Annotated in this window: 21 protein-coding genes, 1 tRNA gene and 1 pseudogene; 5 read left to right on the top strand and 18 right to left on the bottom strand. The window is 70.5% G+C overall.

Features of this window, described 5'->3' with window-relative positions; genetic code table 11:
- Positions 1–81 precede the first annotated feature (81 nt).
- Entirely contained in the window at positions 82–999 is a 918-nt protein-coding gene (gene lepB / locus ABH920_RS02340; RefSeq protein WP_370346210.1) for a signal peptidase I, read from the bottom strand.
- Between the two features lie 171 nt (positions 1,000–1,170).
- Here lepB and ppc point away from each other — a divergent pair, with 171 nt between their 5' ends.
- A complete protein-coding gene (gene ppc, locus ABH920_RS02335) occupies positions 1,171–3,969 on the top strand; it encodes a phosphoenolpyruvate carboxylase (protein ID WP_370346208.1) in 2,799 nt (932 codons plus the stop codon).
- Positions 3,970–4,093: 124 nt separating this feature from the next.
- Here the strand turns inward: ppc and ABH920_RS02330 are convergent, their stop codons facing one another.
- Positions 4,094–4,240, bottom strand: a complete 147-nt coding sequence (locus ABH920_RS02330; protein WP_370346206.1) for a hypothetical protein — start codon at positions 4,238–4,240, stop codon at positions 4,094–4,096.
- A gap of 141 nt (positions 4,241–4,381) precedes the next feature.
- Here ABH920_RS02330 and ABH920_RS02325 point away from each other — a divergent pair, with 141 nt between their 5' ends.
- Entirely contained in the window at positions 4,382–4,720 is a 339-nt protein-coding gene (locus ABH920_RS02325; RefSeq protein WP_370346204.1) for a DUF1330 domain-containing protein, read from the top strand.
- 7 nt (positions 4,721–4,727) lie between these two features.
- On the opposite strand, the gene ABH920_RS02320 is transcribed toward ABH920_RS02325, so the two are convergent.
- The 9 genes from ABH920_RS02320 to ABH920_RS02280 all read right to left on the bottom strand — a co-directional run bounded on the left by ABH920_RS02320 (position 4,728) and on the right by ABH920_RS02280 (position 12,685).
- On the bottom strand, positions 4,728–5,372 hold the full coding sequence (locus ABH920_RS02320) for a response regulator (protein WP_370346202.1): 645 nt from the start codon (positions 5,370–5,372) through the stop codon (positions 4,728–4,730).
- Between the two features lie 58 nt (positions 5,373–5,430).
- The gene (locus tag ABH920_RS02315; protein ID WP_370346200.1) at positions 5,431–6,690 is read right to left on the bottom strand and encodes a sensor histidine kinase; all 1,260 of its coding nucleotides are present in this window, start codon (positions 6,688–6,690) and stop codon (positions 5,431–5,433) included.
- On the bottom strand, positions 6,690–7,469 hold the full coding sequence (locus ABH920_RS02310; RefSeq protein WP_370346198.1) for an ABC transporter permease: 780 nt from the start codon (positions 7,467–7,469) through the stop codon (positions 6,690–6,692). The genes ABH920_RS02315 and ABH920_RS02310 overlap by 1 nt, the downstream gene beginning before the upstream one ends.
- Positions 7,469–8,416, bottom strand: coding sequence for an ABC transporter ATP-binding protein (locus tag ABH920_RS02305; RefSeq protein ID WP_370346196.1), 948 nt, complete (start codon positions 8,414–8,416; stop codon positions 7,469–7,471). The genes ABH920_RS02310 and ABH920_RS02305 overlap by 1 nt, the downstream gene beginning before the upstream one ends.
- Positions 8,417–8,527: 111 nt before the next feature.
- Complete coding sequence (pth, locus tag ABH920_RS02300; RefSeq protein ID WP_370346194.1) at positions 8,528–9,124, bottom strand: aminoacyl-tRNA hydrolase; 597 nt, start codon at positions 9,122–9,124, stop codon at positions 8,528–8,530.
- A gap of 29 nt (positions 9,125–9,153) precedes the next feature.
- A complete protein-coding gene (locus tag ABH920_RS02295; protein ID WP_370346192.1) occupies positions 9,154–9,768 on the bottom strand; it encodes a 50S ribosomal protein L25/general stress protein Ctc in 615 nt (204 codons plus the stop codon).
- Positions 9,769–9,901: 133 nt separating this feature from the next.
- Entirely contained in the window at positions 9,902–10,882 is a 981-nt protein-coding gene (locus tag ABH920_RS02290) for a ribose-phosphate diphosphokinase (protein ID WP_370346190.1), read from the bottom strand.
- Between the two features lie 63 nt (positions 10,883–10,945).
- On the bottom strand, positions 10,946–12,472 hold the full coding sequence (gene glmU, locus ABH920_RS02285; protein WP_370346188.1) for a bifunctional UDP-N-acetylglucosamine diphosphorylase/glucosamine-1-phosphate N-acetyltransferase GlmU: 1,527 nt from the start codon (positions 12,470–12,472) through the stop codon (positions 10,946–10,948).
- 141 nt (positions 12,473–12,613) lie between these two features.
- Positions 12,614–12,685 (bottom strand) — tRNA-Gln (locus ABH920_RS02280).
- A gap of 255 nt (positions 12,686–12,940) precedes the next feature.
- Between ABH920_RS02280 and ABH920_RS02275 the strand changes: the two genes are divergently transcribed.
- Complete coding sequence (locus ABH920_RS02275) at positions 12,941–13,903, top strand: acyl-CoA desaturase (protein ID WP_370346186.1); 963 nt, start codon at positions 12,941–12,943, stop codon at positions 13,901–13,903.
- A gap of 107 nt (positions 13,904–14,010) precedes the next feature.
- A pseudogene (locus tag ABH920_RS02270) lies at positions 14,011–14,637 on the top strand (TetR family transcriptional regulator); the annotation flags it as partial.
- A 287-nt stretch (positions 14,638–14,924) separates the two neighbouring features.
- On the opposite strand, the gene ABH920_RS02265 reads toward ABH920_RS02270, so the two are convergent.
- The 7 genes from ABH920_RS02265 to ABH920_RS02235 form a co-directional block, all read right to left on the bottom strand.
- The gene (locus ABH920_RS02265) at positions 14,925–15,686 is read right to left on the bottom strand and encodes an AMP-binding protein (protein ID WP_370346184.1); all 762 of its coding nucleotides are present in this window, start codon (positions 15,684–15,686) and stop codon (positions 14,925–14,927) included.
- Positions 15,687–15,762: 76 nt separating this feature from the next.
- Positions 15,763–17,751 (bottom strand): biotin carboxylase N-terminal domain-containing protein, encoded by a 1,989-nt coding sequence (locus ABH920_RS02260; protein WP_370346182.1) that lies wholly within the window; start codon positions 17,749–17,751, stop codon positions 15,763–15,765.
- Positions 17,752–17,807: 56 nt separating this feature from the next.
- Positions 17,808–19,400 (bottom strand): acyl-CoA carboxylase subunit beta, encoded by a 1,593-nt coding sequence (locus ABH920_RS02255; RefSeq protein ID WP_370346180.1) that lies wholly within the window; start codon positions 19,398–19,400, stop codon positions 17,808–17,810.
- 89 nt (positions 19,401–19,489) lie between these two features.
- On the bottom strand, positions 19,490–20,293 hold the full coding sequence (locus tag ABH920_RS02250; RefSeq protein ID WP_370346178.1) for an SDR family NAD(P)-dependent oxidoreductase: 804 nt from the start codon (positions 20,291–20,293) through the stop codon (positions 19,490–19,492).
- Positions 20,294–20,617: 324 nt separating this feature from the next.
- Positions 20,618–21,259 carry a DJ-1/PfpI family protein gene (locus tag ABH920_RS02245; RefSeq protein ID WP_370346176.1) on the bottom strand — a complete coding sequence of 214 codons (642 nt, stop codon included), beginning with the start codon at positions 21,257–21,259 and terminating at the stop codon, positions 20,618–20,620.
- A 39-nt stretch (positions 21,260–21,298) separates the two neighbouring features.
- Positions 21,299–22,279, bottom strand: coding sequence for a GlxA family transcriptional regulator (locus tag ABH920_RS02240; RefSeq protein WP_370346174.1), 981 nt, complete (start codon positions 22,277–22,279; stop codon positions 21,299–21,301).
- A gap of 113 nt (positions 22,280–22,392) precedes the next feature.
- The gene (locus ABH920_RS02235; protein WP_370346172.1) at positions 22,393–23,460 is read right to left on the bottom strand and encodes a hypothetical protein; all 1,068 of its coding nucleotides are present in this window, start codon (positions 23,458–23,460) and stop codon (positions 22,393–22,395) included.
- A 138-nt stretch (positions 23,461–23,598) separates the two neighbouring features.
- On the opposite strand from ABH920_RS02235, the gene hisC reads away from it, so the two are divergent.
- Positions 23,599–24,669, top strand: coding sequence for a histidinol-phosphate transaminase (gene hisC / locus ABH920_RS02230; RefSeq protein ID WP_370346170.1), 1,071 nt, complete (start codon positions 23,599–23,601; stop codon positions 24,667–24,669).
- Positions 24,670–24,706: the final 37 nt, after the last annotated feature.

Raw genomic sequence — 24,706 nt, 5'->3', positions numbered from 1 at the left:
GTTCAAGGGGAGGGCTCCGTTGAGTGTCCGCACTGGACGACGAACACTCAACCACCGCAAAGCGAAACTTCGCCGAAAGGCCTACGAACCCGCGGGATGGTCGTCGCGCAGCCAGGACACGACCCCGACGACATGTCCGACCACGTTCTTGGTCGGCACGAAGCCCGCGTCGCCACCCTTCTTGAGGTAGTTCCACGACGAGTCGCCGGAGTGCTCGCGGTTGTCGCCGAGCACCCACAGGTTCCCGGCCGGCACCGTCACCTTGTACGTGCCGTTGTAACAGGGCATGCCCTGCTTGCCGTTCATGATGAACGAGGACTCATCCAGTGCGACGCCGTTGCGGTACACCGGGCCGTCCTGCGTCTTGCACTCGATGGTGTCGCCGGCCACGCCGATGATCCGCTTGATGAGCAGGTCGTCGTGCTGGTCCGGCAGGATGCCCACGGCGGCCAGGATGTCCGGCAGGTTGATCGCGCCGCCGGTGCTGCCGACCGAGCTCATCAGCCAGTTGTGCGGGTCGTGGAAGACGATCACCTGGTCGCGCGCCGGGGCGCCGCCGACCCAGGTGGACAGCTTGTCGACGAAGACGCGGTCGCCCTTGTACGTCGTCGGCTCCATCGACGGCGAGGGGATGTAGTACATCTGGACCAGGAACGTCTTGATCAGCGAGGTCAGCGTGAGCGAGATGACCACATAGCCGAGGATCTCCAGCCAGGCCGGGATCCGGCGGCGCTTCGTCGGCCGGGTCCGGGCCGCGCGCCGGCCGCGGCCGCGGCCGCGGCCGGGCGTCGTGGGGTCCTCGGGATCCCCGCCCGCCCCGCCGGCCCCGACCGGGTCGGTCTCGGGCTCCAGGCCGCCGGACGTCGCGTGCAGGTCGCCTGACTCACCGTAGCGATAGCCCTCGCCATAGCCGTTGCCACCGCCATAGCCGTTGCCGTCGCCGAAAGGCGGTTCCGCGGGCTGGGAGCCCACGGCCGCGCCGGGATCAGTAGCGGCCACGTGCGCCCCCGTTTCCAGTCCTGGGATATCGGTTCACTTTATGGCCGATCTCCGGGTCTAGGAAGAGCCCACTGGTTCAGTCCAGTAACCGGACGGAGATCGGCAAGAACCGCACCCCAGCTTAGAGTGGGCAGCAATCGGGACGATCCAGCCAGGCATCAGGAGGCTCTTGTGTCCGCCGTACCGTCGCCCCAGAACGACGACGCCGCCGTAGAGACCCCGACAGACCCCCCGACCGAGAATTCCCCGCGCCCGGCCGACGACGCCGAGCTGCGCGCCGCGATCCGCCGCTTGGGGGACCTGCTGGGCCAGACCCTGGTCCGCCAGCACGGTCCGGACCTGTTGGAGCAGGTCGAGGCCGTGCGCGCGCTGGGCAAGCAGGGCGCGGACGTGTCCGAACTGCTGGCCGCGGTGGCCCCGGAGCAGGCGATCATGCTGGTGCGGGCCTTCACCGCGTACTTCAACCTGGCCAACACCGCCGAGCAGGTGCACCGCGGCCGCGAGCTGGCCGCCACCCGGGCCGCCGAGGGCTCGTGGCTGGGCCAGGCGGTGGACCGGATCCAGGCCGCGGGGCTGGCCGGCACGGCCGCCGACGCGGTGTCGCACCTGTCGGTCCGGCCGGTCTTCACCGCGCACCCGACCGAGGCCGCGCGGCGCACCGTGCTCGCCAAGCTGCGCAAGGTGGCCGAGCTGCTCGAGGCGCCGCAGACCGCGTACAACGAGCGCCGCCTGGCCGAGACGGTCGAGCAGCTGTGGCAGACCGACGAGCTCCGGATCACCCGGCCCGAGCCGGTCGACGAGGCCCGCAACGCCGTCTACTACCTGGACGAGCTGGCCGCGCACGCCGCCCCGGAGGTGCTGGAGGAGCTGGCCTTCGAGCTGCGGCGGCTGGGCGTGGAGCTGCCGCTGTCCGCACGGCCGCTGAGCTTCGGCTCGTGGATCGGCGGCGACCGGGACGGCAACCCGAACGTCACGCCGCAGATGACGCTGGACGTGCTGGAGCTCCAGCACGAGCACGCGATCCGCACCGCGCTGGCCACCATGGACTCGCTGCGCGACCTGCTGTCCACCTCCGAGCGGATCGCGGCGCCGACCGAGGCGCTGCGGGCGTCCCTGGACGCCGACCTGGAGGCGCTGCCGGAGATCCCGAACCGCTACAAGCGGCTCAACGCCGAGGAGCCGTACCGGCTCAAGGCGACGACGATCCGGCAGAAGCTTCTCAACACCCGGACCCGGATCGCCGAGGGCCGCCAGCACGACCCGCGCCGGGACTACCTGGGCACCTCGGAGCTGCTGCGCGACCTGAGCCTGATGCGCGACTCGCTGCACGCCGACCGCGGCGAGCTGATCGCCACCGGCGAGCTGGAGACCGCGATCCGCACCGTCGCCGCCTTCGGCCTGCACCACGCGGTGCTGGACGTGCGCGAGCACGCCGACGCCCACCACCACGTGCTGGCGCAGCTCTTCGACCGGCTCGGCGACCAGCCCTGGCGCTACGCCGACCTGCCGCGCGACTACCGGACCCGGCTGCTGGCCAAGGAGCTGGCCTCCTCGCGGCCGCTGTCCCCGCTGGGCCAGGTGCCGTCCGAGACCCTGCTGGACGCCGCCGGGGCGAAGACCTTCGGGGTGTTCACCGCGATCCGCACGGCGTTCGAGAAGTACGGCCCGGACGTCATCGAGTCCTACATCGTGTCGATGACCCGCGGCGTGGACGACCTGTTCGCGGCCGTGGTGCTGGCGCGCGAGGCGGGTCTGGTGGACGTGCACGCGCACACCGCCGCGATCGGGTTCGTACCGCTGCTGGAGACGCCGGAAGAGCTGAAGATCGCCGGGGCGATCCTGGACGAGATGCTGTCCGACCCCTCCTACGCGGCGATCGTCGCGGCGCGCGGCGGCGTGCAGGAGGTCATGCTCGGCTACAGCGACTCCAACAAGATGGGCGGGATCTCCACCTCGCAGTGGGAGATCCACCGCGCGCAGCGCGAGCTGCGCGACACCGCGCTGCGGCACGGCGTCCGGATCCGGCTGTTCCACGGCCGCGGCGGCAGCGTCGGGCGCGGCGGCGGCCCCTCGCACGACGCGATCCTGGCCCAGCCGTGGGGCACGCTCGACGGCGAGATCAAGGTGACCGAGCAGGGCGAGGTCATCTCCGACAAGTACGCGATCCCGGCGCTGGCCCGGGAGAACCTGGAACTGACGCTCGCCGCGACGCTGGAGGCCACGGTCCTGCACCGGGCGCCGCGCCAGTCCGCGGAGGACCTGGCGACGTGGTCGGCGACCATGGAGGGGGTCTCGGCGGCGGGCCAGGACCGCTACCGGGAGCTGGTCGAGCACCCGGACCTGCCGGCGTACTTCTTCGCCTCGACGCCCGTGGACCTGCTCGGCGACCTGCACCTGGGCTCCCGGCCCTCGCGCCGCCCGGACACCTCGGCCGGCATCGACGGCCTGCGCGCGATCCCGTGGGTGTTCGGCTGGACGCAGTCGCGGCAGATCGTGCCGGGCTGGTTCGGCGTCGGCACCGGGCTGGCCGCGGTGCGGCAGAACCCCGAGTTCGCCGGCATCGACTGGCAGGACATGTACGAGCGCTGGCACTTCTTCCGCAACTTCCTCAGCAACGTCTCGATGACGCTGGCGAAGACCGACCTGCGGATCGCCCGGCACTACGTCGAGACCCTGGTCCCGCGCGAGCTGCACCACTTCTTCGACACCATCACCGAGGAGTACGAGCGCACGGTCGCCGAGGTGCTGCGCATCACCGGCGAGTCGGAGCTGCTGGGGCAGAACGCGACGCTGGCCCGCACGCTGCGGGTGCGCGACATGTACCTGGACCCGATCTCGTACCTGCAGGTCTCGCTGCTCAAGCGGCAGCGGGAGGCGGCGAAGGCGGGCCGGCCGGTGGACCCGGACCTGGCGCGGGCGCTGCTGCTGTCGGTGAACGGGATCGCTGCGGGGCTGAAGAACACCGGCTGAGCGGGTGCGGCGGTAACAAGGCAGAGGGCGGCGTCCACACGGACGCCGCCTTCTTGGTTCTGAAGCTCTGTTGGTTCTGAAGCTCTGTTGGTTCTCGAGGTCTATGAGGCCACTGAGGCCGCTGCTATCTGACGGGCGCTTCGTACCGTTCGGCGGTGCCGCTGATCCGCGACACCCGGCGCTCCCTGCCGCGCTTGAACAGTCCCGACACACAGATCCCGCCGACCGCCGCGGCGATGAAACCGTTCAGGACCATTCCCATCGACGACATCCACAACTCCCAGGTTAAGCACTGTTTTCGGCCCGCCCCGTGATCTAGGAATCTATTACCTGGCGGGTAATCGCGCCAGTGTCACGCCCCTGCGAAGCTTGATCTCGTCAGCGAATACGACAGCTTGAGGAGACCAGCGAGATGACCGCCTACGCATTGGCAAACGTTCGTTCCGTCGAGCTCTGCCCGGACATCGTGGAGTACCTGGAGCGGATCCAGGCGACGATGGATCCCTTCGGTGGACGCTTCGCCTTCCACGGCGGCGAGAAGGAGGTCGTGGAGGGTTCGTGGGCCCAGGACCTGATCCTCATCGAGTTCCCCGACCTGGAGTCGGTGCGCGGCTGGTGGACGTCGCCGGAGTACCAGGCGATCAAGCACCTGCGGACCGACCACATGGCGGCCGACATCGTGCTCTTCGACACGCTGCCGAAGGACTACCAGGTCGGCGAGACCGCCGCGAAGCTGGCCACGCTGCTGTGACCGGCGGTCAGCTGAGCAGGCCGCGCTTGTACGCCTCGGAGACCGCGGCGGCCCGGTCGCGAACGCCGAGCTTGGCGTAGGCGTGCAGGAGGTGGGTCTTGACCGTGGCCTCGGAGATGAACAGGCTGCGGGCGGTCTCCCGGTTGGTGGTCCCGGCCGCGACCAGGCGGAGCACTTCCAGCTCGCGCTCGGTCAGCGCGTCGGTGGCCGGCGCGGCAGCCGCAGGGGGAGCCTGGACCCGGGTCATCAGGCGCTGCGCGACCGTCGGAGCCAACACCGGCTGGCCCGCCGCCGCGGCCCGCACGGCCCGGATGAGGTCTTCGCGCGGGGCGTCCTTCAACAGATAGCCGGTGGCGCCGGCCTCGATCGCGGGCAGGACGTCGGACTCGGTGTCGTACGTGGTGAGCACCAGCACCCGGACCGCCGGCTGCTCGACCCGCAGCCGCCGGATGGCGTCGACGCCGCCCATGGTCGGCATCCGCAGATCCATCAGCACCACATCGGGACCCGACTCGGCGGATTGGACGAGCGCCTGCGCCCCGTCGGCGGCCTCCCCGACCACCTCGAAGCCCGGCTCGCCGTCGAAGACGCCGCGCAGACCGTCGCGGACGATCGGGTGGTCGTCCACGATCAGCAGGCGGATGCTCGTCATGCGGGCCATCATCTCGCGATCACGGCCCGGACTGGAATCGCCCGGCAGGTTCTCCCGCTCAGATCGCGACAGCGACCGTCACCGGCGGCGATGCCTGTGCCGGTGCCGGTGCTGGCGCCGGCATCACCGCCAGCGGCACCGCCGCGCTGATCGCCGTGCCGTCACCCGGCTCGGTCTCGATCGTGAGCGTGCCGCCGATCTGCCGCAGCCGCGAGCGCATCGCCGTCAGACCGTAGCCGGTCCCGTTCGCCGGTGCGGCGGTGTTCCCCGGATCGAAGCCGGCGCCGTCGTCCACGACGTCCAGCACCACCACGTCGCTCGTGTACGACAGCGTGACTCCGACGCGCCCCGCGCCCGAGTACTTGCCGGCGTTGGCCAGCGCCTCCTGCGCCGCGCGGAACAGGACCACTTCGATGTCCGGCGCGAGGGCCACGGCCTCGCCGCTGATCTCGACCCGGGCCTGGATCCCCGCGGTGCGCGACCAGGACTGCGTGAGCTCGGTCAGCGCCTCCGGAAGCTGGGCCGCCGCCAGCGGGCCCGGCCGCATGGCCTGCACCGAGCGGCGCGCCTCGGCCAGGCTCTCGCGCGCGAGTTCCCGGGCCAGGGTCAGGTGGTGCCGGCGCTTGTCGGCATCGGCGGGGTCGTCGAAGCGCTCCACGACCTCCAGCTGCCGCACGATGCCGGTCAGGCCCTGCGCGATGGTGTCGTGGATCTCCCCCGCGAGCCGCTGCCGCTCGTCCAGGACGCCGGCCTCGCGGGCCTGTGCGACCAGCTGGGCGTGCAGGCCCGCGTTCTCCTCCAGCATCTCGTGCAGCCGCGCGTTGGCCTCGGCCAGTTCGCGCCGGTGCTTCTCCTCGGCCACCGCGCTGATCGTCATGGCGCTGGCGATGACCAGGTTGACGACGAACAGGACGAGGTAGAGGAGGACGCCGAGCCCGTGGATGAAGACGACGCCGCCCATCTGCGAGGTCGCCATCAGCGCCGCCGTACCCGCGACCCCCAAGAGCTTCGTCCGGCCGGGCAGGACCACGGTGTGCAGGTAGCCGGTGAAGCCCAGGATGCCGAACAGCGGGCTGGTCAGGATCAGCACGGCGAGCAGCGCCAGCAGGACCGTGTAGTAGACCGTCGCCCGAGCCGCGGGCGGCTTCGGACTCTGCACCACGGAATCGCCCCGGTACAGCCACAGGACCGCGGCCGCCGAGGCCCCGAGGACCACGGCGTAGTACACCGCGGTCCCGGGGCCGATGATCAGCGCCAGCGGCAGGGAGATGGCCAGGCCCGCGTACGGGATCCACCTCAGGGCCTTCGCCGTCTCCATTACTCCCACTTGAACAGTCGGGCCGCCGCCAGTGCGCCGACGACCGTGTACGCGGCCAGCACGGCCAGATGCTGCCAGGCCGCGCCGCTGCCGGACCAGGTGTCCACGATCGCGCCGTACGGCACGAACCCGCTGATGGTGCGGAGCACATGCGGCAGTGACTGGAGCGGGACATAGACGCCGGCAAAGAAGAAGTTCAGGATCATCGTAGGCACCCCGATCCCGGTGGCAACCCCGGCCGAGGGGGCGAGGGCCGAGATCAGCAGGCCCAGCGCCAGCAGCGCGGTGGTGCCCAGGACGTAGGACGCCAGCATCACCAGCGGGTGGGCCGGCAGCGCGGCACCGAACCCGCCGACGCCGATCAGCACCACCGCGGCCGCGGTCGCGGCGGCGGTCGCGGCGATGACGGTCACCTGCGCGGCGAGCAGTCCGGCGGCCGGCACCGGCGAGACCGCCAGACGCCGCAGCACCCCGCGCTCCCGCAGATCGGCGAACATCACCGGAAGTGCGGTGAACGCGGTCAGGACCGAGGAGAGCATCGCGAACGTGGGGACGTAGACGTCCAGCGTCGTCTTGCCGCCGAGCGAGGCCGCCGGCTTCCCGAAGGCCGGGATGAAGCCGAAGACGGTGATCAGCGCGATCGGCAGGACGATCCCGGACAGGACCACCGCCGGCTCCCGCCACAGCAGGCGGGCCTGGGTGCGGACCAGGGTGCGGAATCCGTTGCCGGTCATGCGGAATTCGGGCAGCAGGCGTGGAGCGTGGGTCGCGGTGGTCATCAGGACTCCTCGGCGGTGGTGTTGGTGTTGGCGGAAGCGGCTGCGGCGGTGTGGGTGGTGAGGGCGATGAAGGCGTCGTCGAGGCTGGTCTGCTCGACCCGCAGCTCGGCGGCGATGATCTGCCGCCGGGCCAGGTACGCGGTGACCGCCCCGATCACCTCCGAGGTACCCGTCACCTCCAGATACACGCCGTGCCGCGCCACCCCGCGGACCTCCGGCAGCGCCAGCAACAACTCGTCCGCCACCGGCTCCGACGGCCGGAACCGCATCCGCTGCCCGGCCGCCGGCCCCCGCGCCGCCAGCCCGGCCGGCGTGTCCACGGCCACCACCCGCCCGGCGTCGATGATCGCGACCCGGTCGCAGAGCCGCTCGGCCTCCTCCATGAAGTGGGTGACCAGCAGCACCGTGACGCCGGCCGCGCGAACCTGCTCGACCATCTCCCACGCGATCCGCCGAGCGTGCGGGTCCAGACCGGTGGTCAGCTCGTCGAGCACCACCACCCGCGGATTGCCCACCATCGCCAGCGCCACGGCCAGCCGCTGCTTCTGCCCGCCGGACAGCTTCCCGAAGCGCGCCCCGGCCTTTTCCGTCAGGTCCCACTGCGTCAGCAGCCGCCCCACGTCGGCCGGCTCGCGGTAGAAGGACGCGTACAGCTCCAGCGCCTCGCGCACCTGGATCTTCGCCGGCAGCTGGCTCTCCTGGAGCTGCACCCCGAGCAGCTGCCGGACGTCCTCACGGTCCCGGCGCGGGTCCAGGCCCAGCACCCGGACCTCGCCGCCGTCGGGCGTCCGCAGGCCGCTGATGCACTCGACGGTCGTGGTCTTCCCGGCGCCGTTCGGCCCGAGGATCCCGAAGATCTCCCCCGCGCCGACCTCGAAGGAGACGTCGGCCACGGCGATCGTGTCGCCGTAGGTCTTGGTGAGGTTCCGTACCTCGATCGCTGCCATGCCTCAAGATTGGCGGTCGGGCACCCTGCGACGGATCGACCGGCCGGCTCGTCCTGGGAGGCGATGCGGTGGAGACGGGCATCAACCGATCGGTGGATACCCCTGACGCCGTCAGGCCGCGTGGTAGATGTTCTGCGCGTCCACGAGCCCGCGCCGGATCAGGTCCTCGGCCGCGTCCGCGGTCCGGTCCACGTTGTAGTCCAGCTCCTTCTTCTCCACCGAGGAGAAGTCCTTCAGCACGAAGTCCGCGGGATCCTGCCGCCCCGGCGGCCGCCCCACGCCGAAGCGCACGCGGTAGTAGTCCTTCGTCCCGAGCGCCGAGGTGATGGAGCGCAGGCCGTTGTGGCCGTTGTCGCCGCCGCCGAGCTTCAGCCGCAGCGTGCCGTAGTCCACGTCGAGTTCGTCGTGGACGACAATAATGTGCGCCGGCTCGATCTTGTAGAAGTCCCGCAGCGCCTTCACCGGCCCGCCGGACAGGTTCATGAACGTCTTCGGCTTGGCCAGCACCACCCGCGGCCCGCCGACACCGAGCCGGCCCTCGACGACGTCCGCCCGCGCCTTGTGCGACTTGAACTTGCCGCCGACGCGCGAGGCCAGCAGGTCCACGACCATGAAGCCGGCGTTGTGCCGGTTCCCGGCGTAACCGGGCCCGGGGTTGCCGAGGCCCGCGATCAAATAGAGCTGATCGCGGGCCTCGGCGGTGGTCATGACGACCAGAATAGCGGGGCTGGGAGTACTTACTCCGCAGACGCCTCGGACCCGGCCTCGCCGGCCTCGCCCTCGGCGCTCTCGGCACCCTCGGCGGCGGCCTCGGCGCGGGTCACGACGACCTGCAGCACCAGCTGGTCGCCGTCGGTGACCAGCTCCGAGCCGGCGGGCAGCGGGAGGTCGCGGACGAAGAGCTGGAAGCCCTCCTCCTTGCGGTCCACGTCGACCTCGATGCCGGTCGGGATGTGCGTGGCCTCGGCGGTGACGGTCAGGTTGTTCAGCGAGTGGTCCAGGACCGCGCCGCCGACGACCTCGCCGACGATGGTGATCGGGATGTCCACAGTGACCTTCTCGCCGCTGCGCACCAGCAGCAGGTCCACGTGCTCCAGGGTCCGCTTGACCGGGTCCTTCTGCACGTCCTTCGGCAGCGCCATCTGGCCCTTGCCGTCGCCGAAGTCCAGGTTCAGCAGGACGTTCGGGGTCCGCAGCGCGATCATCAGGTCGTGGCCCGGAAGCAGCACGTGCCGCACGGACTCGCCGTGGCCGTAGACGACACCCGGGATCTTGCCGGCAGCGCGGGCGCGGCGGGCGAAGCCCTTGCCGAACTCGGTGCGGTCTTCTGCGCTTATGCGGATCTCAGCCATTTCGTTCTCCTTGTTTCGTCGATAACGGCGCCGGGACAACCGTCCCACGCCCTCGCCGGACAAAGGTCCAGCTTAGCCTGCACAAACGAGTGCTCCTGACCACGTCGTGGTCAGGAGCACTCGCGAAAAAAGCTCAGTGCTTGTGATCGTCGAACATCGACGTGACCGAACCGTCCTCGAACACCTCGCGGATGGCCCGGGCCAGCATCGGCGCGATCGACAGCACCGTCATCTTGTCGAACCGCTTCTCGTCCGGGATCGGCAGCGTGTTGGTGAAGATCACCTCGCTGATCCGCGAGTTCTTCAGCCGGTCCACGGCCGGGTCCGACAGCACCGCGTGCGTCGCGGCGATGATGACCTCGGCGGCGCCGTTCTCGAACAGCGCCTCGGCGGCGGCGCAGATGGTGCCGGCGGTGTCCACCATGTCGTCGACCAGGACACAGGTGCGGCCCTTGACGTCGCCGACGATCTCGTGCACGGAGACCGTGTTCGGGATGTTCGGGTCGCGGCGCTTGTGCACGATCGCCAGCGGCGTGTTCAGGCGGTCGGTCCAGCGGTCGGCGGTGCGCACCCGGCCGGCGTCGGGGGAGACCACCGTCAGCTTCGAGGTGTCGTACTTGCCGCGGATGTAGTCCACCAGCAGCGGCAGCGCGAACAGGTGGTCCACCGGGCCGTCGAAGTAGCCCTGGATCTGGTCGGTGTGCAGGTCCACGGCCATCAGCCGGTCGGCGCCGGCGGTGGCGAAGAAGTCCGCCATCAGACGGGCCGAGATCGGTTCGCGGCCCTTGTGCTTCTTGTCCTGGCGCGCGTAGCCGTAGAACGGCGTGATGACGGTGATCCGCTTGGCGGAGGCGCGCTTGAGCGCGTCCACCATGATCAGCTGCTCCATGATCGAGTGGTTGATCGGAGCCGAGTGGCACTGGATCACGAAGGCGTCGCTGCCGCGCACCGACTCCTCGAAACGGGTGTAGATCTCCCCGTTCGCGAAGTCGTGCGCCTTCATGGGGGCGATCTCGACCCCCAGCTCTTCGGCGACTTCCTGGGCCAGCTCGGGATAGGCACGTCCGGTGAAGAGCATGAGCTTCTTCTCACCGGTGGTCTTGAGGCCGGTCACGGTGGGTTCTCCTAAGAGACGAGGGGCCGTAGCTCTTTCATACTCTCAGACGCAACGAGCTGTTCAGACCGTGTCCCCCTGCGCTTCCGCCTCGCTGCCTGTGGGATTCGTCTCAACGGCCGTCTGCACCGACTCCGCGGCGCGCTCGATCGCACGCTCCGCCGCCTGCGCGGCGACCGAACCCGGGCGCTTGCGCGCGACGTAGCCGGCGATGTTCCGCTGCCGTCCGCGGGCCACCGCGAGTTCGCCGGGACCCACCGGCATGTTCACCGCGGAACCTGCCGCGATGTAGGCGCCGTCGGCGACCTCCGCCGGCGCGATCAGCGTGGTGTTGGTGCCGACGAAGGCGTGGTCCCCGATGCGCGTCGGGAACTTGTCATAGCCGTCGTAGTTGGCGGTGATGACGCCGGCGCCGATGTTGCAGCCCTCGCCGATCGTCGCGTCGCCGATGTAGGCCAGGTGCGGGACCTTGGTGCCGTCGCCGATCGTCGACTTCTTCATCTCCACGAAGCCGCCGGCCTTCGCCTTGCGGCCGAGCTTGGTCCCGGGGCGCAGGTAGGTGTACGGCCCGACGTTCGCCTCCGGCCCGATCTCGGCGCCGTCGGTCGTCGCGTTGGTGACCCGCGCGCGCTCGCCGACGACGGTGTCCTTCAGCGTGCAGTTCGGCCCGACGTCGGCCCCGGAGGCGATCCGGGTCGCGCCCTCCAGCTGGGTGTTGGGCCGGATGGTGGCGTCCGGCTCCAGGGTGACGTGCACATCGATCCACGTGGTCGCGGGGTCGACGATGGTCACGCCCTCGACCATCCAGCGCCGGGTGATGCGCTGGTTCATCAGCCGCCGCAGGTCGGCCAGCTGCGCGCGGTCGTTGGCGGCCAGCACCTCGTGGTAGTCGGCGGCGACCACGGCGCCGACCGGCAGGCCGTCGCCGACGGCGATCGCCAGCACGTCGGTCAGCAGTTCCTCGCCCTGCGCGTTGTTCGTGGTGAGCCGGCTGAGCGCCTCGCGCAGGATCTTGCCGTCGAAGGCGAAGATCCCGGAGTTGATCTCGTGGATCGTGGCCTGGGTCGGCGTGCAGTCCTTCTCCTCCACGATCCCGAGCACGCGGCCCTCGGCCGTGCCGTCGGGCTCGCGCAGGATCCGGCCCAGCCCCTTCGGGTCCGGCACCACGGCCGTCAGGTCGGTGACCGCGTTCCCGGCCTGCTCGTGCACGGCGATCAGGTGCCGCAGCGTGTCGCCGGTGACCATGGCGCCGTCGCCGAGCAGCACCAGCACCGTGCCCTCGGGTTCCTCGCCGCCGGCCGCCAGCGCCTCCAGGGCCAGCCGCGCGGCCTGCCCGGTCCCGTTCTGCGGGTCCTGCACGACGATCCGCGCCTCCGGCGCGATGGCCTCGACGTGCGGCGCGACCAGGTCGCGGCCCTTGCCCACGACCACCGCGAGCCGGCGCGGCGCCAGCTCCTGCGCCGCGGCCACCACGTGGCCGAGCATCGTGCGCCCGCACAGCTCGTGCAGCACCTTCGGCGTCGCCGATTTCATCCGCTTGCCCTCGCCGGCGGCCAGGATGACGACGGTCGGCGCGTGCTGGTCGGTCATGAAGTGACTCCTAGCGGTGGGTGCGATGCTGCGCGCCGCGCGGGGGCGGCGTCGGTTCCCTAGGAGGGTAGCGATCGCGGGGAGGGGTTCGCGAGAAGCACTCGCCGCACGGCAGGCCAGGCTCGCCGAACGCCGCCAGAGCTCCGCCACCAGGACTCGAACCTGGACAAACAGATCCAAAGTCTGCTGGGCTGCCAATTACCCCATGGCGGATCGTCGCCGCCAGTTTCCCACATCCGGGGGTCTGCGCGCGCCGCGGTTTCGGGTCGGCGCGGTCCGGTTCCGGGCCGGGTCCCGGTCCGGTTTCGGCCGCCGTTCCGACGCGGCCGAGACGTACTCCGATCCGACATCCAGGCGTCACCCGCCGTGTCATCCTTGTCACCCAACCTACGGCAGCGTAAGTTTCGGTCAGTTCCCGCCCGATCCGCCAGCCCCGCAAGGGTGCTTCCCCCTCGAGGCATGATCGCGATGACAGCAACCTCAGTGCCCCAGCAGTCCACCGCCGAAGCCCCTGCCCTGGGAACGCTCGGGGGCGAGACCCAGTCCTTCAAGGAACGGATCGCCCTCAGCCTGTTCATCGGAGTCCCGTTCGTGGCCCTGGTGGCCGCCGTCCCGGTGGTCTGGGGGTGGGGGCTGACCTGGACCGATCTGATCATCGCGGTGGTGATGTACGCGATCAGCGGACACGGTGTCACGGTCGGCTTCCATCGTCTGTTCACCCACTCTTCCTTCAAAGCGAAGAAAGCACTGCGCGTGGGGCTGGCGATCGCCGGCTCGCTGGCGGTCCAGGGCCCGGTGATCCGCTGGGTCGCCGACCACCGCAAGCACCACCGCTACAGCGACCGCGACGGCGACCCGCACTCGCCGTGGCGCTACGGCGAGACCATGCCGGCGCTGATCAAGGGCATGTGGCACGCGCACATCGGCTGGCTGTTCGACCTGGAGCAGACCAGCCAGCAGCAGTACGCCCCGGACCTGCTCAAGGACCGGGCGATCGTGCGCGTCTCGCGGGCCTTCCCCTATCTGGCGCTGGCCTCGCTCCTGGTGCCCGCGGTCATCGGCGGCCTGGTGACCTGGAGCTGGCAGGGGATACTGACCGCCTTCTTCTGGGGCTCGCTGGTCCGCATCAGCCTGCTGCACCACACCACCTGGTCGATCAACTCGATCTGCCACGCCGTGGGCGAGCGGCCGTTCCGCTCCCGGGACCGGTCCGGGAACGTGTGGTGGCTGGCGGTGCTGTCGATGGGCGAGTCCTGGCACAACCTGCACCACTCGGACCCGACCGCGGCCCGGCACGGGGTGCTGCGCGGGCAGATCGACTCCTCGGCGCGGATCATCTGGGTGTTCGAGAAGTTCGGCTGGGTGCGCGACGTGCGCTGGCCGTCCAAGGAGCGGATCGCCATGAAGCTGGGCCGCGAAGCGACTCCGTGACGCGGCGCCACCGCGGCCGGGCCGGGCGCCCGGCCGCTTCCGGCGGCACAGACGGAGGCAACCTCCGCCCCGGTCGCGTCATGTCGCGAGAAACCTGAGAGAATGCCGTGGTGACTTCCCGAACCCCGGCACCGGCGTCCCGCACCCGGATGAGCGGCAAGGAACGGCGGGAACAACTCATCGAGATCGGCAGGACGCTGTTCGCCGAGCGCGGCTTCGACGCCACCTCGGTGGAGGAGATCGCGACCAAGGCCGGCGTCTCCAAGCCGGTGGTGTACGAGCACTTCGGCGGCAAAGAGGGTCTGTACGCGGTCGTGGTGGACCGGGAGATGGCCAAGCTGCTGTCCATGGTGACCACCGGCCTGACCGGCGAGCACGCCCGCGAACTGCTGGAACAGGCGGCGTTCGCGCTGCTGGACTACATCGAGTCCAGCACCGACGGCTTCCGCATCCTGGTCCGCGACTCCCCGGTCACCACCTCGACCGGCAACTTCGCGTCCCTGATCTCCGACATCGCCTCCCAGGTCGAGGACCTGCTCGGGGTGCACTTCATGCACCGCGGCTACGACCCCAAGCTCGCCCCGATGTACGCGCAAATGCTGGTCGGCATGGTCGCGCTCACCGGCCAGTGGTGGCTCGACGTCCGCAAGCCGCCCAAGGCCGAGGTCGCCGCGCACCTGGTGAACCTGGCCTGGAACGGCTTGTCGCATCTGGAGGGCAGCCCCCGGCTGATCGTCCAGGAGCAGGCCGAGGCGAAGGTGCGGCGGGCCGCCCGCAAGACGGAGCGGGCCGAACGGGTGGAGCGGGTGGAGCGGGCGGAGCACACGGAACGTGCTGAGCGGTCCGAGCCCACCGGCCAGACTGTCAGGCGCACGCAGAAGGCCGCCGAGCGTCCGCAGAAGACGAGCGCGCGTGCGCAGAAGGCCGCCGCGAAGCAGTAGTACCGACGGCGCGCCTGCCAGGCGTTCACCACCGCTCGCCGTAGCCCGCCGGATCTCGCCGGCCGCGGCTGCCGTACGGCCTAATCCTCCCGCACCAGCACCGTCTCAGCCCCCGCCGACATGTTCGCCAGCACCCGCACCGCCGCCTCGTGCACCGTCACCGGCGCGTCCACGGCCTCCACGTCTCCCCGGCTCAAAGCCTTGCGACGCAACGTCTCCGACGCCGAAGCCAGCAGCGCGCGGTGCGTGTACTCGCCGCGCGTGGGCCCCTTCTTCCCGGTCGAGGAGTACAGCCGCAGCACCGGGTCGTCGCCGCGGCCGGAGCTGGCCGCGACCTCGCGGGCCGCGCGCAGCAGCGCCTCGTGCGTCTCGTGGGTCTCCAGCCACTCCTCGTACTCGTCCTCGCGGCCGCCGACGGTGATCGTGCTGACCACCGACGAGATCTCCATCATCGAGTCCTCGATCAGGTCCACGAACTCGTCGCCGACGAACAGGATCCGGGCCTCGGCCTCGTTCAGGGCGTGGACCAGGTGCGCGCGGTCCAGGCGCCAGTCGAGCCAGGTGCAGACCAGGCCCATGTTGCTGGCCGCGAACAGCGTCTCGAAATGGACCGGGTGGTTGCGGGCCAGCACGGCGACCCGCTGGCCGCGCTGCAGCCGGTCGCTGCGGATCCCGGTCACACACTTGCGAATCCGGGCGTCGAAGCCCGTCCAGTCCCACTCCTCGTCCCCGTAGGCGAGGACGGACCCGCGCGCGTTCTCGTCGAGGTTCACGCGCACGATGTCGCCGAGCCAGTGGAACTCCACCGGGTCGCGCGTCTCAGCACTTTGCGTGGCAGGCATGCCCCGATTCTGGGCTGAATCAGTCCTGCGCGCCAGCAGTATGCGCGCGCAGGACTTACATTCTCCGCACGCCCTATCAGGCCAAAGTCACCAAAATCTGGTGCGCGTCCACGAACTGCCCGACCCCGCAGTCGACCGAGGCGACCACGCCGTCACGCCCAGCCTTCACGTGATGTTCCATCTTCATGGCCTCCATGGTCACCAGGACCTGCCCGGCCTTCACCGGATCGCCGGCCGCCACGGCGATCGCGACCACCGTCCCGGGCACCTCGGCGGCGCCGTCATCTGCGGCGAAGGCGTCAGCGTCCTCCGGGAAGCGCGGCGTCGGCTTCCAGGCCGAGTGTCCGCCGTCGCTGTCGTCGATCCAGACGACGGTGTCGTCCGCGACCCGCACCCGGCACAGCCGGTCGACGCCGTCCACCGCGACCCGGACCGACTCAGGACCCAGATCCCTAAGTGATACCTCGTACTCGGCTCCGCCGTGGATCACGTACAGCGTCGAGCCGTCGAGCCGGTAGGTCACCGGCGTCTCCGGCGCCCGGCGGACGTCCTGCCGGGTCCACGCCGCGTTGGCGCCGTCGTAGGGGAGCAGCCGCCAGCCGGCCGGGGCGAAGGCGGTCGCGCCGCCGGCGGTACGGCGGCGGTGGACGGACACCGCGATGGCCGCCGCGAGGTGCGCGGTGACGTCGGTCCGGTCCTCGGGCGCGGCCAGGGCCGGGTGCAGGTCCAGGAAGTCGGTCCGCGTGGTCCCGGCCAGGAAGTCGGGGTCGCGCAGGATCGCGACCAGCTGGTCGCGGTTGGTCTTCAGGCCCTGGATCCGCATGCCGGCCAGCGCCGACGCCAGCTTCAGCGCCGCCTCGCCGCGAGTGGCGCCGGTGGCGACCACCTTCGCCAGCATCGGGTCGTAGTAGTGGGAGACGACGCTGCCGCTGCGAACGCCGTCCTCGTAACGGATCCCGGGTACGTCAGCGTGCTCATACAGAGCCAGGGTCCCGGGCGAGGGGATGTACTTGCGCGCCGGGTCCTCGGCGTAAAGGCGGACCTCGATCGCGTGGCCGTGCAGGCCTTCGGGGTCAGGCGCGGTGAGCTGCGCGCCGGAGGCCACCTCGAACTGCTTGCGGACCAGGTCCTGGCCCCAGACCTCTTCGGTGACCGGGTGCTCGACCTGGAGCCGGGTGTTCATCTCCAGGAAGTAGTAGGAGTCGTCGGTGTCGTCGAAGAGGAACTCCACGGTTCCGGCGCCGACGTAGCCGAGCTCGCGCACCAGCGCGCACGCGACCTCGCCCATCCGGGTCCGGACCGCCGCGCCGACCACCGGGGACGGCGCCTCCTCGACGACCTTCTGGTGGCGCCGCTGCACGGAGCACTCGCGCTCGCCATAGAACACGGCGTTGCCGTGGCTGTCTCCGAAGACCTGGATCTCGATGTGCCGGGAAGCGGTCAGGTAGCGCTCCAGGAAGACGGTGCCGTCTCCGAACGCCGCGGCCGCCTCGCGCCGGGCCCCGGAGACCGCGTTCTCCAGCTCGTCCACGCCGGAGACCAGGCGCATGCCCTTGCCGCCGCCGCCCGCGGAAGCCTTGACCAGCAACGGGAATCCGACGCCTTCGCCGGCCTTGCGCCAGTCATCCGGCTCGTCGGTGGTCAGCAGCGCGTCCGGCAGCACCGGCACGCCGGCGGCCTTGGCGATGGCCTTCGCCTCGTGCTTGATGCCCATCTTCCTGATCGAGTCGGGCGAGGGGCCGACGAACACGATCCCGGCCTCGGCGCAGGCCTCGGCGAAGGCGGCGTTCTCCGACAGGAAGCCGTAGCCGGGGTGGACGGCGTCCGCGCCGGTTTTGCGGGCGGCGTCCAGGATCTTGGCGACGTCCAGGTAGGACTCGGCGCTGGTGCTGCCGCCGAGGGCCACCGCGACGTCGGCTTCGCGCACGTGCGGCGCGTCGGCGTCCGGGTCGGAGTACACGGCGACGGTGCGCAGGCCCATCGCCTTGGCGGTGCGGAAGACCCGCCGGGCGATCTCGCCACGGTTGGCCACCAGCACTGTCGAGAACGTCGGATACGTCGGCATGGCGTCACTGTCTCACAGGTCGGACAGCCGTTCATGGAGCTGTGAGCCGCGTCACCCTACATCCGGAAGGGTGCGAACTGGCGGGTCCCGACCACCGGTCCGGAGTCGATCGCGGACAGCGCGAGCCCCAGCACGGTCCGGCTCTGGCGCGGGTCGATGACGCCGTCGTCCCAGAGCCGGCCGCTGGCGTAGACGGCGTCGGACTGGCCGTCGACCATGGCCTCGACGAACTCGCGGGTCTGCGCGTCGGCGGCCTCGTCGTACGGCTGCCCGGCCTTCTCGGCCTTCTGGCGCTGCACGATCGACATCACCCCGGCCAGCTCCCGGCCGCCCATCACGGCGATGCGGTGGTTCGGCCAGGTGAAGACGAAGCGCGGGTCGTAGGCGCGGCCGGACATGCCGTAATTGCCGGCGCCGTAGGAGGCGCCGACCATCAGGGTCACGTGCGGGACGGCGGAGTTGGAGACGGCGTTGATCAGCTTGCTGCCGTCCTTGATGATGCCGCCGCGCTCGTAGCGCGAGCCGACCATGAAGCCGGTGATGTTCTGCACGAACAGCAGCGGGACCTCGCGGGCGTTGGCGAGCTGGATGAAGTGCGCGCCCTTGTTGGCCTCCTCGGAGAACAGGATGCCGTTGTTGGCGAGGATGCCGACGGGATAGCCGTGGATCGAGCCCCAGCCGCAGACGAGCGTGGTGCCGTAGAGCGGCTTGAACTCGGAGAAGCGCGAGCCGTCGAGCACCCGGGCCAGGATCTCCCGCACCTCCACGGGGCGGCGCAGGTCCATCGGGGCGAGCGCCAACAGGTCCTCGGCGGCGTAGAGGGGCTCGTCGGGGCGCTCGGTGGGGCCCGGGCCAGCCTTGCGCCACCGGAGATCGGCGACGATCTGGCGGCCGATGCGGATGGCGTCGCGCTCGTCGCGGGCGAGGTAGTCGGCGAGGCCGGAGACGCGGGCGTGCATGTCGGCACCGCCGAGCGTCTCGTCGTCGGTGTCCTCGTTGATCGCCATCTTCACCAGCGGCGGCCCGCCGAGGTAGACGGCGGCCTGGTTCTTCACCATGACCGTGAACTCGCTCATGCCGGGCACGTACGCGCCGCCGGCCGTCGAGGACCCGAACACGATGGACAGCGTCGGGATCCCGGCGGCCGACAGCCGCGAGATGCCCTTGAACGAGGCACCGCCCGGCACGAAGATGTCCGCCTGCCGCGGCAGATCGGCGCCCGCGGACTCGGTCAGCGAGATCAGCGGGAGCCGGTTCCGCTCGGCGATCTCCAGCATCCGCAGCTGCTTGGCGACACCCGACGGCCCGACCGCGCCGCCCTTCACGGTCGGATCGTTGGCGCCGATCATGCACTCGACCCCGGCCACGGTGCCGATGCCGGAGACCCCGCCGACGGTCTCGGCCGGATCGTGCGTCCCGGCGAGCGCGGCCAGTTCGAGGAACGGCGCGTCCTCGTCGAGGAGGAGGTCCAGGCGCTCGCGCACGAGCAGCTTGCCGCGCGAGCGGTGGCGCTCGGCGTACTTCTCCCCGCCGCCGGCGAGGACTTTGTGCTGCAGCTCCCTGATGCGCGCCAGTGCGGCCAGCACCGCTTCGCGGTCGGCCAGCGCCGTCTCCGAGGCGAGGTCCAGCTGGGAGCGGAGCACTGGCATGGCGGCCTCCGGGTTGTGGTGCGGTGCGGTGCGGGGTGCGGGCACTACTCGTCGGTAACCTAAACCGGCCCGGCCAGGCACGCAATCGATCAGATCTCTTTGAGCATCCCCCCGTCGACGACGAACTCCGAGCCGTTGGTACTCCCCGACCGCGGCGAGGCCAACAGCACGATCGCATCGGCCACCTCCTGCGGCTCCACGAACCGCCCGGTACTGAGCCGCAGCATCTCCGGCAACGTCTTGTCGAGCAGCGTGTCCCGATCGACACCCATCGCCCCGGCGAACATGTCCGCGACCCCGCCCTCGTCGGTCCACCAGTTGGTCCGCGTGACCCCCGGCGACACGGTGTTGACCCGCACCCCCCGCGGCCCGAACTCCTCAGACAGGCCCTTGGAGACATGACTGAGCGCGGCCTTGGCGGCGGCGTACTCGTAGTTGTTGGTCCCCGGCTGCCGCGCCAGACTCGACGAGACATTGACGACCGTGCCCCCGCGCCCGACCAGATGCGGCAGCGCCACCCGCGTCAACCGCATGACCGCGAACAGGTTGAACTCGAAGACGGCCTGCCAATCAGTGTCGCTCCCACCCAGGAACGGCCCACGCGGCAACACGACACCAGGCGGCGGCCCACCGGCATTGTTGACGAGGATGTCGAGCCCACCGAAGGCCCCAACAGCGCGCTCCACAAGCTCCGCCGCAAAGGCCGTATCCATCAGGTCACCGGCGACATGCAGCAGATTCGGCCCGGCAAGCTCCGCAAGCCCCGCCGAGCCCGAGCGAGAGGCGGCAACGACGAAAGCGCCCTCCTCCAGCAGAGTTCGAACAACGGCAAGGCCGATACCCTTGCTGCCACCGGTGACGACAGCGACGCGGCCACGCAACGCGAGGTCCATACGGACTCCTTGAGATCGATGAAGTGGTTGAAATCGCAACCACTCCTCGATCTTGCGCCGCGCGCGGTGGCGGCGCTGGCGGGCTTCGGACCGGTCATCTCGGCAGCATGCGCACCGGGCCAGAGGAGCAGCGCGCCTCGGATTCTGCCGCCGCCCGACCCGCGCGGCCGAACAAGCAGCGCGCGCCTCGAAATCTGCCAGCCACCGACCGACCAGCCAGCGCCTATCCAGCTCGCTCGGCGACTCAGCCGATCTCGCCCTCGCCGGCGCGCGCCCGAACTCAGTGCAGCCCCAAGCCCAGGGCAATCCCGCGGCGCGTGCCGCTTACCCCCGCCGAGCGCCCGCGATCAGGCCCGGCGCCCGCGCCACCAGCTCCGCGCCGGCCTTTGCGACTGAGCCTGTGTCGTGCGGGGGCTGGGGGTCGTACTCGATCCACAGTTGGATCGCCTGGGCGAATTCGTCGCCTTCGATCAGGCCGGCGAGGGTGAGGGCCATGTCGATGCCGGAGGAGACTCCTGCTGCTGTGACCACTTTGCCGCGGCGGACCACGCGGTCGGGTGTGTAGTGGGCGCCGAAGGCCTCTAGCTCGGGGATGGCGTTCCAGTGTGTGGTGGCGTCGAGGTCGGTGAGGATGCCTGCCGCGCCGAGGAGGAGGCTGCCGGTGCAGACCGAGGTGGTCCAGGTGGTGGTTTCGTGCATGCGGGCGATCCAGTCGGTCAGGGGCTTGCGGGCTTCGTGGTCGCGGGTGCCGCGGCCGCCGGGGACCAGGAGGATGTCGCAGGAGGTGATGTCTTCGGGGGTGGCTTGGGCTTCGAGGGCGAAGCCGCCGTCGGCGCCGCGGACCGGGCCCGGTTCGGTCGCCACGAACACGACCTCGGTGTCCGGCAGGAAGCGGAGGACGTCGTACGGGCCGACGAGGTCCAGGGGCATGAAGCCGGGGAACAGGGGGATGGCGAGACGGGCCATGGTCGACTCCTTGGTGGTTCTTGCCGATGACTACTTGGTCTACGTGCGGGAGCTGAAATGCCGCCGGTATTCGCCGGGCGTCACCCGGATCGTGCGGTTGAAGGTGCGGTGCATGGTCTCGACCGTGCCGAAGCCGCAGGTGCGCGCGATGCGGTCGAGCCCGTCGTGCGTGCTCTCCAGCAGCCGGCGCGCCGCCTCGATCCGCGCGGCCTCGACGTACGCCGCGACCGTCATCCCGGTCTCGGCCCGGAACACCCGCGAGAAGTGCCGCTCGCTCAAGGCCGCACGCCGCGCCAGTGCCGGCAGGCTCAGGTCCGCGTCGAGGTGGTCCGCGATCCACGTCTGCGCCTCGCGCAGCGCGTCACGCCCCGGACGCTGCGCCGCCAGCTGCGTGCTGAACTGCGCCTGCCCGCCGGGCCGCTGCACGAACACCACCAGCTGCTTGGCGATGGCCCGCGCCATCTCCGCACCGTGGTCGTCCTCGACGAGTGCCAGTGCGAGGTCCACACCGGCCGTGACCCCGGCCGACGTCCAGATCGGGTCGTCGCGCACGAAAATCGGGTCCGCCTCGACCCGAACCTGCGGGAACCGAGCGGCCAGATCGTCGCACGACTGCCAGTGCGTCACGGCACGCCGGCCGTCCAACAGCCCCGCCGCGGCCAGCAGAAAAGCCCCGGAACACACCGACGTCACCCGCCGGGCCCGACCGGCCGCAGCCCGAACCCACTCGACGTACTCCGGAGAATCGCAAGCATCGCGGACCCCCATCCCGCCGACGACCACCAGCGTGTCGATCGGCGACGAGGTGGCCGAGGCCAAGGTGCCATGCGGCACAACAGCCAAGCCGTCGGACGCGACCACGGGCTCAGCCGACGCGGCCACGACCTCGGTCCGGTACCGGTACCGATGGTCGCCGTCCAACGGAAACAACCGATCAGCCTGCGAGAAGACCTCCAGCGGCCCGCTGAGATCAAGCAGCTGGAACCGCGGAAAGACCAGGAACACCACGCGGCGGCTCACAGCTTTTCTGTCCAACACAGTGAGAGCGTCGCCGCCGCAGGCGAAGTCCGCAATGACACGTGAGTGACGAATCCGGCCATGAGGGCCGGCCGGATCCGTCACGCGGCCCTAAATCAACCCGCCTCACCTGCGGTGATCGCCGCGACCATCGCCTTCCCGACCTCGGGCCCCAGCACCCGGTAATGGCTCGAGACATACGCACTCGAATCCAAGTTGCTGATCGCCCCCGCCGGAAACGCGTACCCCGGCCCGTCCGCCGGCAGCATCGCGCTCCAACACGACTCCGGCGTCGACAGCGCCCCATGCCGCCCGATCGCCCCGAACTCGTCCCGCACGTCGCTGTCGCGCACCATCCCGGTGGTGTCCGGCTCGTCCCCGGCCATCCGCGAAGCCAGCTCGTATGCGATCCCGACCATGTTGTCGTGGTGCGAGTACGTCACGACCACCGGCCCCTGCAGCCGCCCGCCGAACAACCCCGGCCGGAACAACCCGTCGTGCACGCCGTCCCACTGCTTGGCGAACCCGAACTGCGAGAACGCCCCCTGGATCAGCATCGCCGACGACACCGGGAACGGCTCGCAGTTCGCCAGCGCCGAGGCCATCACCCGCGCCCCGAAGCTGTGCCCCGCCAGGTGCAGCCGCACCTGCGGCCGCGCCGCGCGCACCGCCGCCAGCACCGGCACCAGCCCCCTGCCGACGGCACCGGACCGCGCCTTCATCTCGTAGTAGGTCGACAGGTTCATCACCGCGGAGATCCCGTCCTCCAGCGGCCCGAACTTCTCCAGCAGCGCCCCGGGGTCCAGGCCGAAGAACGCGGCCTGGTGGTCGCCGGGGTTGGCGTACTCCGCCGCGTCCGGCAGGCCGACGATGCTGGCGCTCACCCGGTCCCGGACCCGGGTGACGAACGACGCCGCGGTCCGGCCGGTCGGATCGTTCACGGCCGCCGCGGCCGCCTCGGCGTCCGGCGCCGCGTCGAATCGCTTGGACGGCCACAGGATCCCGAGCACGGCCAGTCCCGGCGGGGCCCCGCCGACCTGCGCCATGGCCGCGGTGAGGCCGGTGTAGAGGTCCTGCGCGCGCAACGGGTCGTCCAGCCAGCCGTGCGAGAGCACGAGCAGGTCCGTCACGTCCGCGCCGAGGGCCGCCTCCGGGGCGACTCCTCGCTGTAGGGGATCGGCCACTTGACCGTCCGCTCCGAATGACAACTCTCCGTAGGCAAATCCGTTGAGGGTCACACTTGATTTGTCCCGCTCGGGGCGGTCGGCGAAAAGTCTCGGGGCGGTTAATCTGAGATCACACCCGAGAAGGAGATTCCAGCCGTGGCCGACGACGTCCAGACCCCGAAGCTCCGTGAAGCATTGCGCGGCATCCCCACCTACAAGGCGGGAAAGAACCCCGACGCCTCCGCCTTCAAGCTTTCCTCGAATGAGAACCCTTACCCGCCGCTGCCGGGCGTGTTGGAGGCGGTGCAGAAGTCCGCGGAGAGCTTCAACCGCTACCCGGACATGGGCGTGTCGGCGCTGAGCGCGGAGATCGCCGAGCGCTTCGGCGTGCCGGTGGAGCACGTGGCGACCGGGACCGGCTCGGTCGGCGTGGCGCAGCAGCTGCTGCAGGCCACCTCGGGTCCGGGGGACGAGGTGATCTACGCCTGGCGCTCCTTCGAGGCGTACCCGATCATCACCCAGATCTCCGGCGCCACCTCGGTGCGGGTGCCGCTGACCCCGGGCGAACACCACGACCTGGACGCGATGGCCGCCGCGGTGACCGACCGCACGCGCCTGATCTTCGTGTGCAACCCGAACAACCCGACCGGCGCCGCGATCTCCGAGGACGACCTGGTGCGGTTCCTGGACCGGGTGCCGAGCGACATCCTGGTGGTGATCGACGAGGCGTACCGGGAGTTCGTGCGGGACGACAGCATCCCGGACGGCGTGGACATCTACCGCGACCGCCCGAACGTCGCGGTCCTGCGCACCTTCTCCAAGGCCTACGGCCTGGCCGGGCTGCGCGTCGGCTTCGCGATCGCGCACGAGCCGGTGGCCGCCGCGCTGCGCCAGACCGCCGTGCCGTTCGGCGTGAACAGCCTGGCGCAGGTCGCCGCGATCGAGTCGCTGCGGGCCGAGAAGCAGCTGCTGGAGCGCTGCGAGGCGCTGGTCCAGGAGCGCACGCGGGTCATCGGGGCGCTGCGCGAGCAGGGCTGGACCGTGCCGGAGAGCCAGGCCAACTTCATCTGGCTCCGGCTCGGCGAGCGCACCATGGAGTTCGCCGCGAAGGCCGAGGTCTCCGGCATCGTGGTGCGGCCGTTCGCCGGCGAGGGCGCGCGGGTCACCATCGGCGAGGTCGAGGCGAACGACATCCTGCTGCGGGTCGCGGCCGAGTTCCGGGACTAGCCGGGAGCAGGCGACAGAAAGCAATAGCAGGCAGCTA

This window comes from Catenulispora sp. EB89, from assembly GCF_041261445.1.
In the GTDB taxonomy this organism is placed as follows: Bacteria; Actinomycetota; Actinomycetes; order Streptomycetales; family Catenulisporaceae; genus Catenulispora.
Note: the sequence above shows the minus strand (reverse complement) of the source record. Positions and strands in the feature narration are given on the sequence as shown.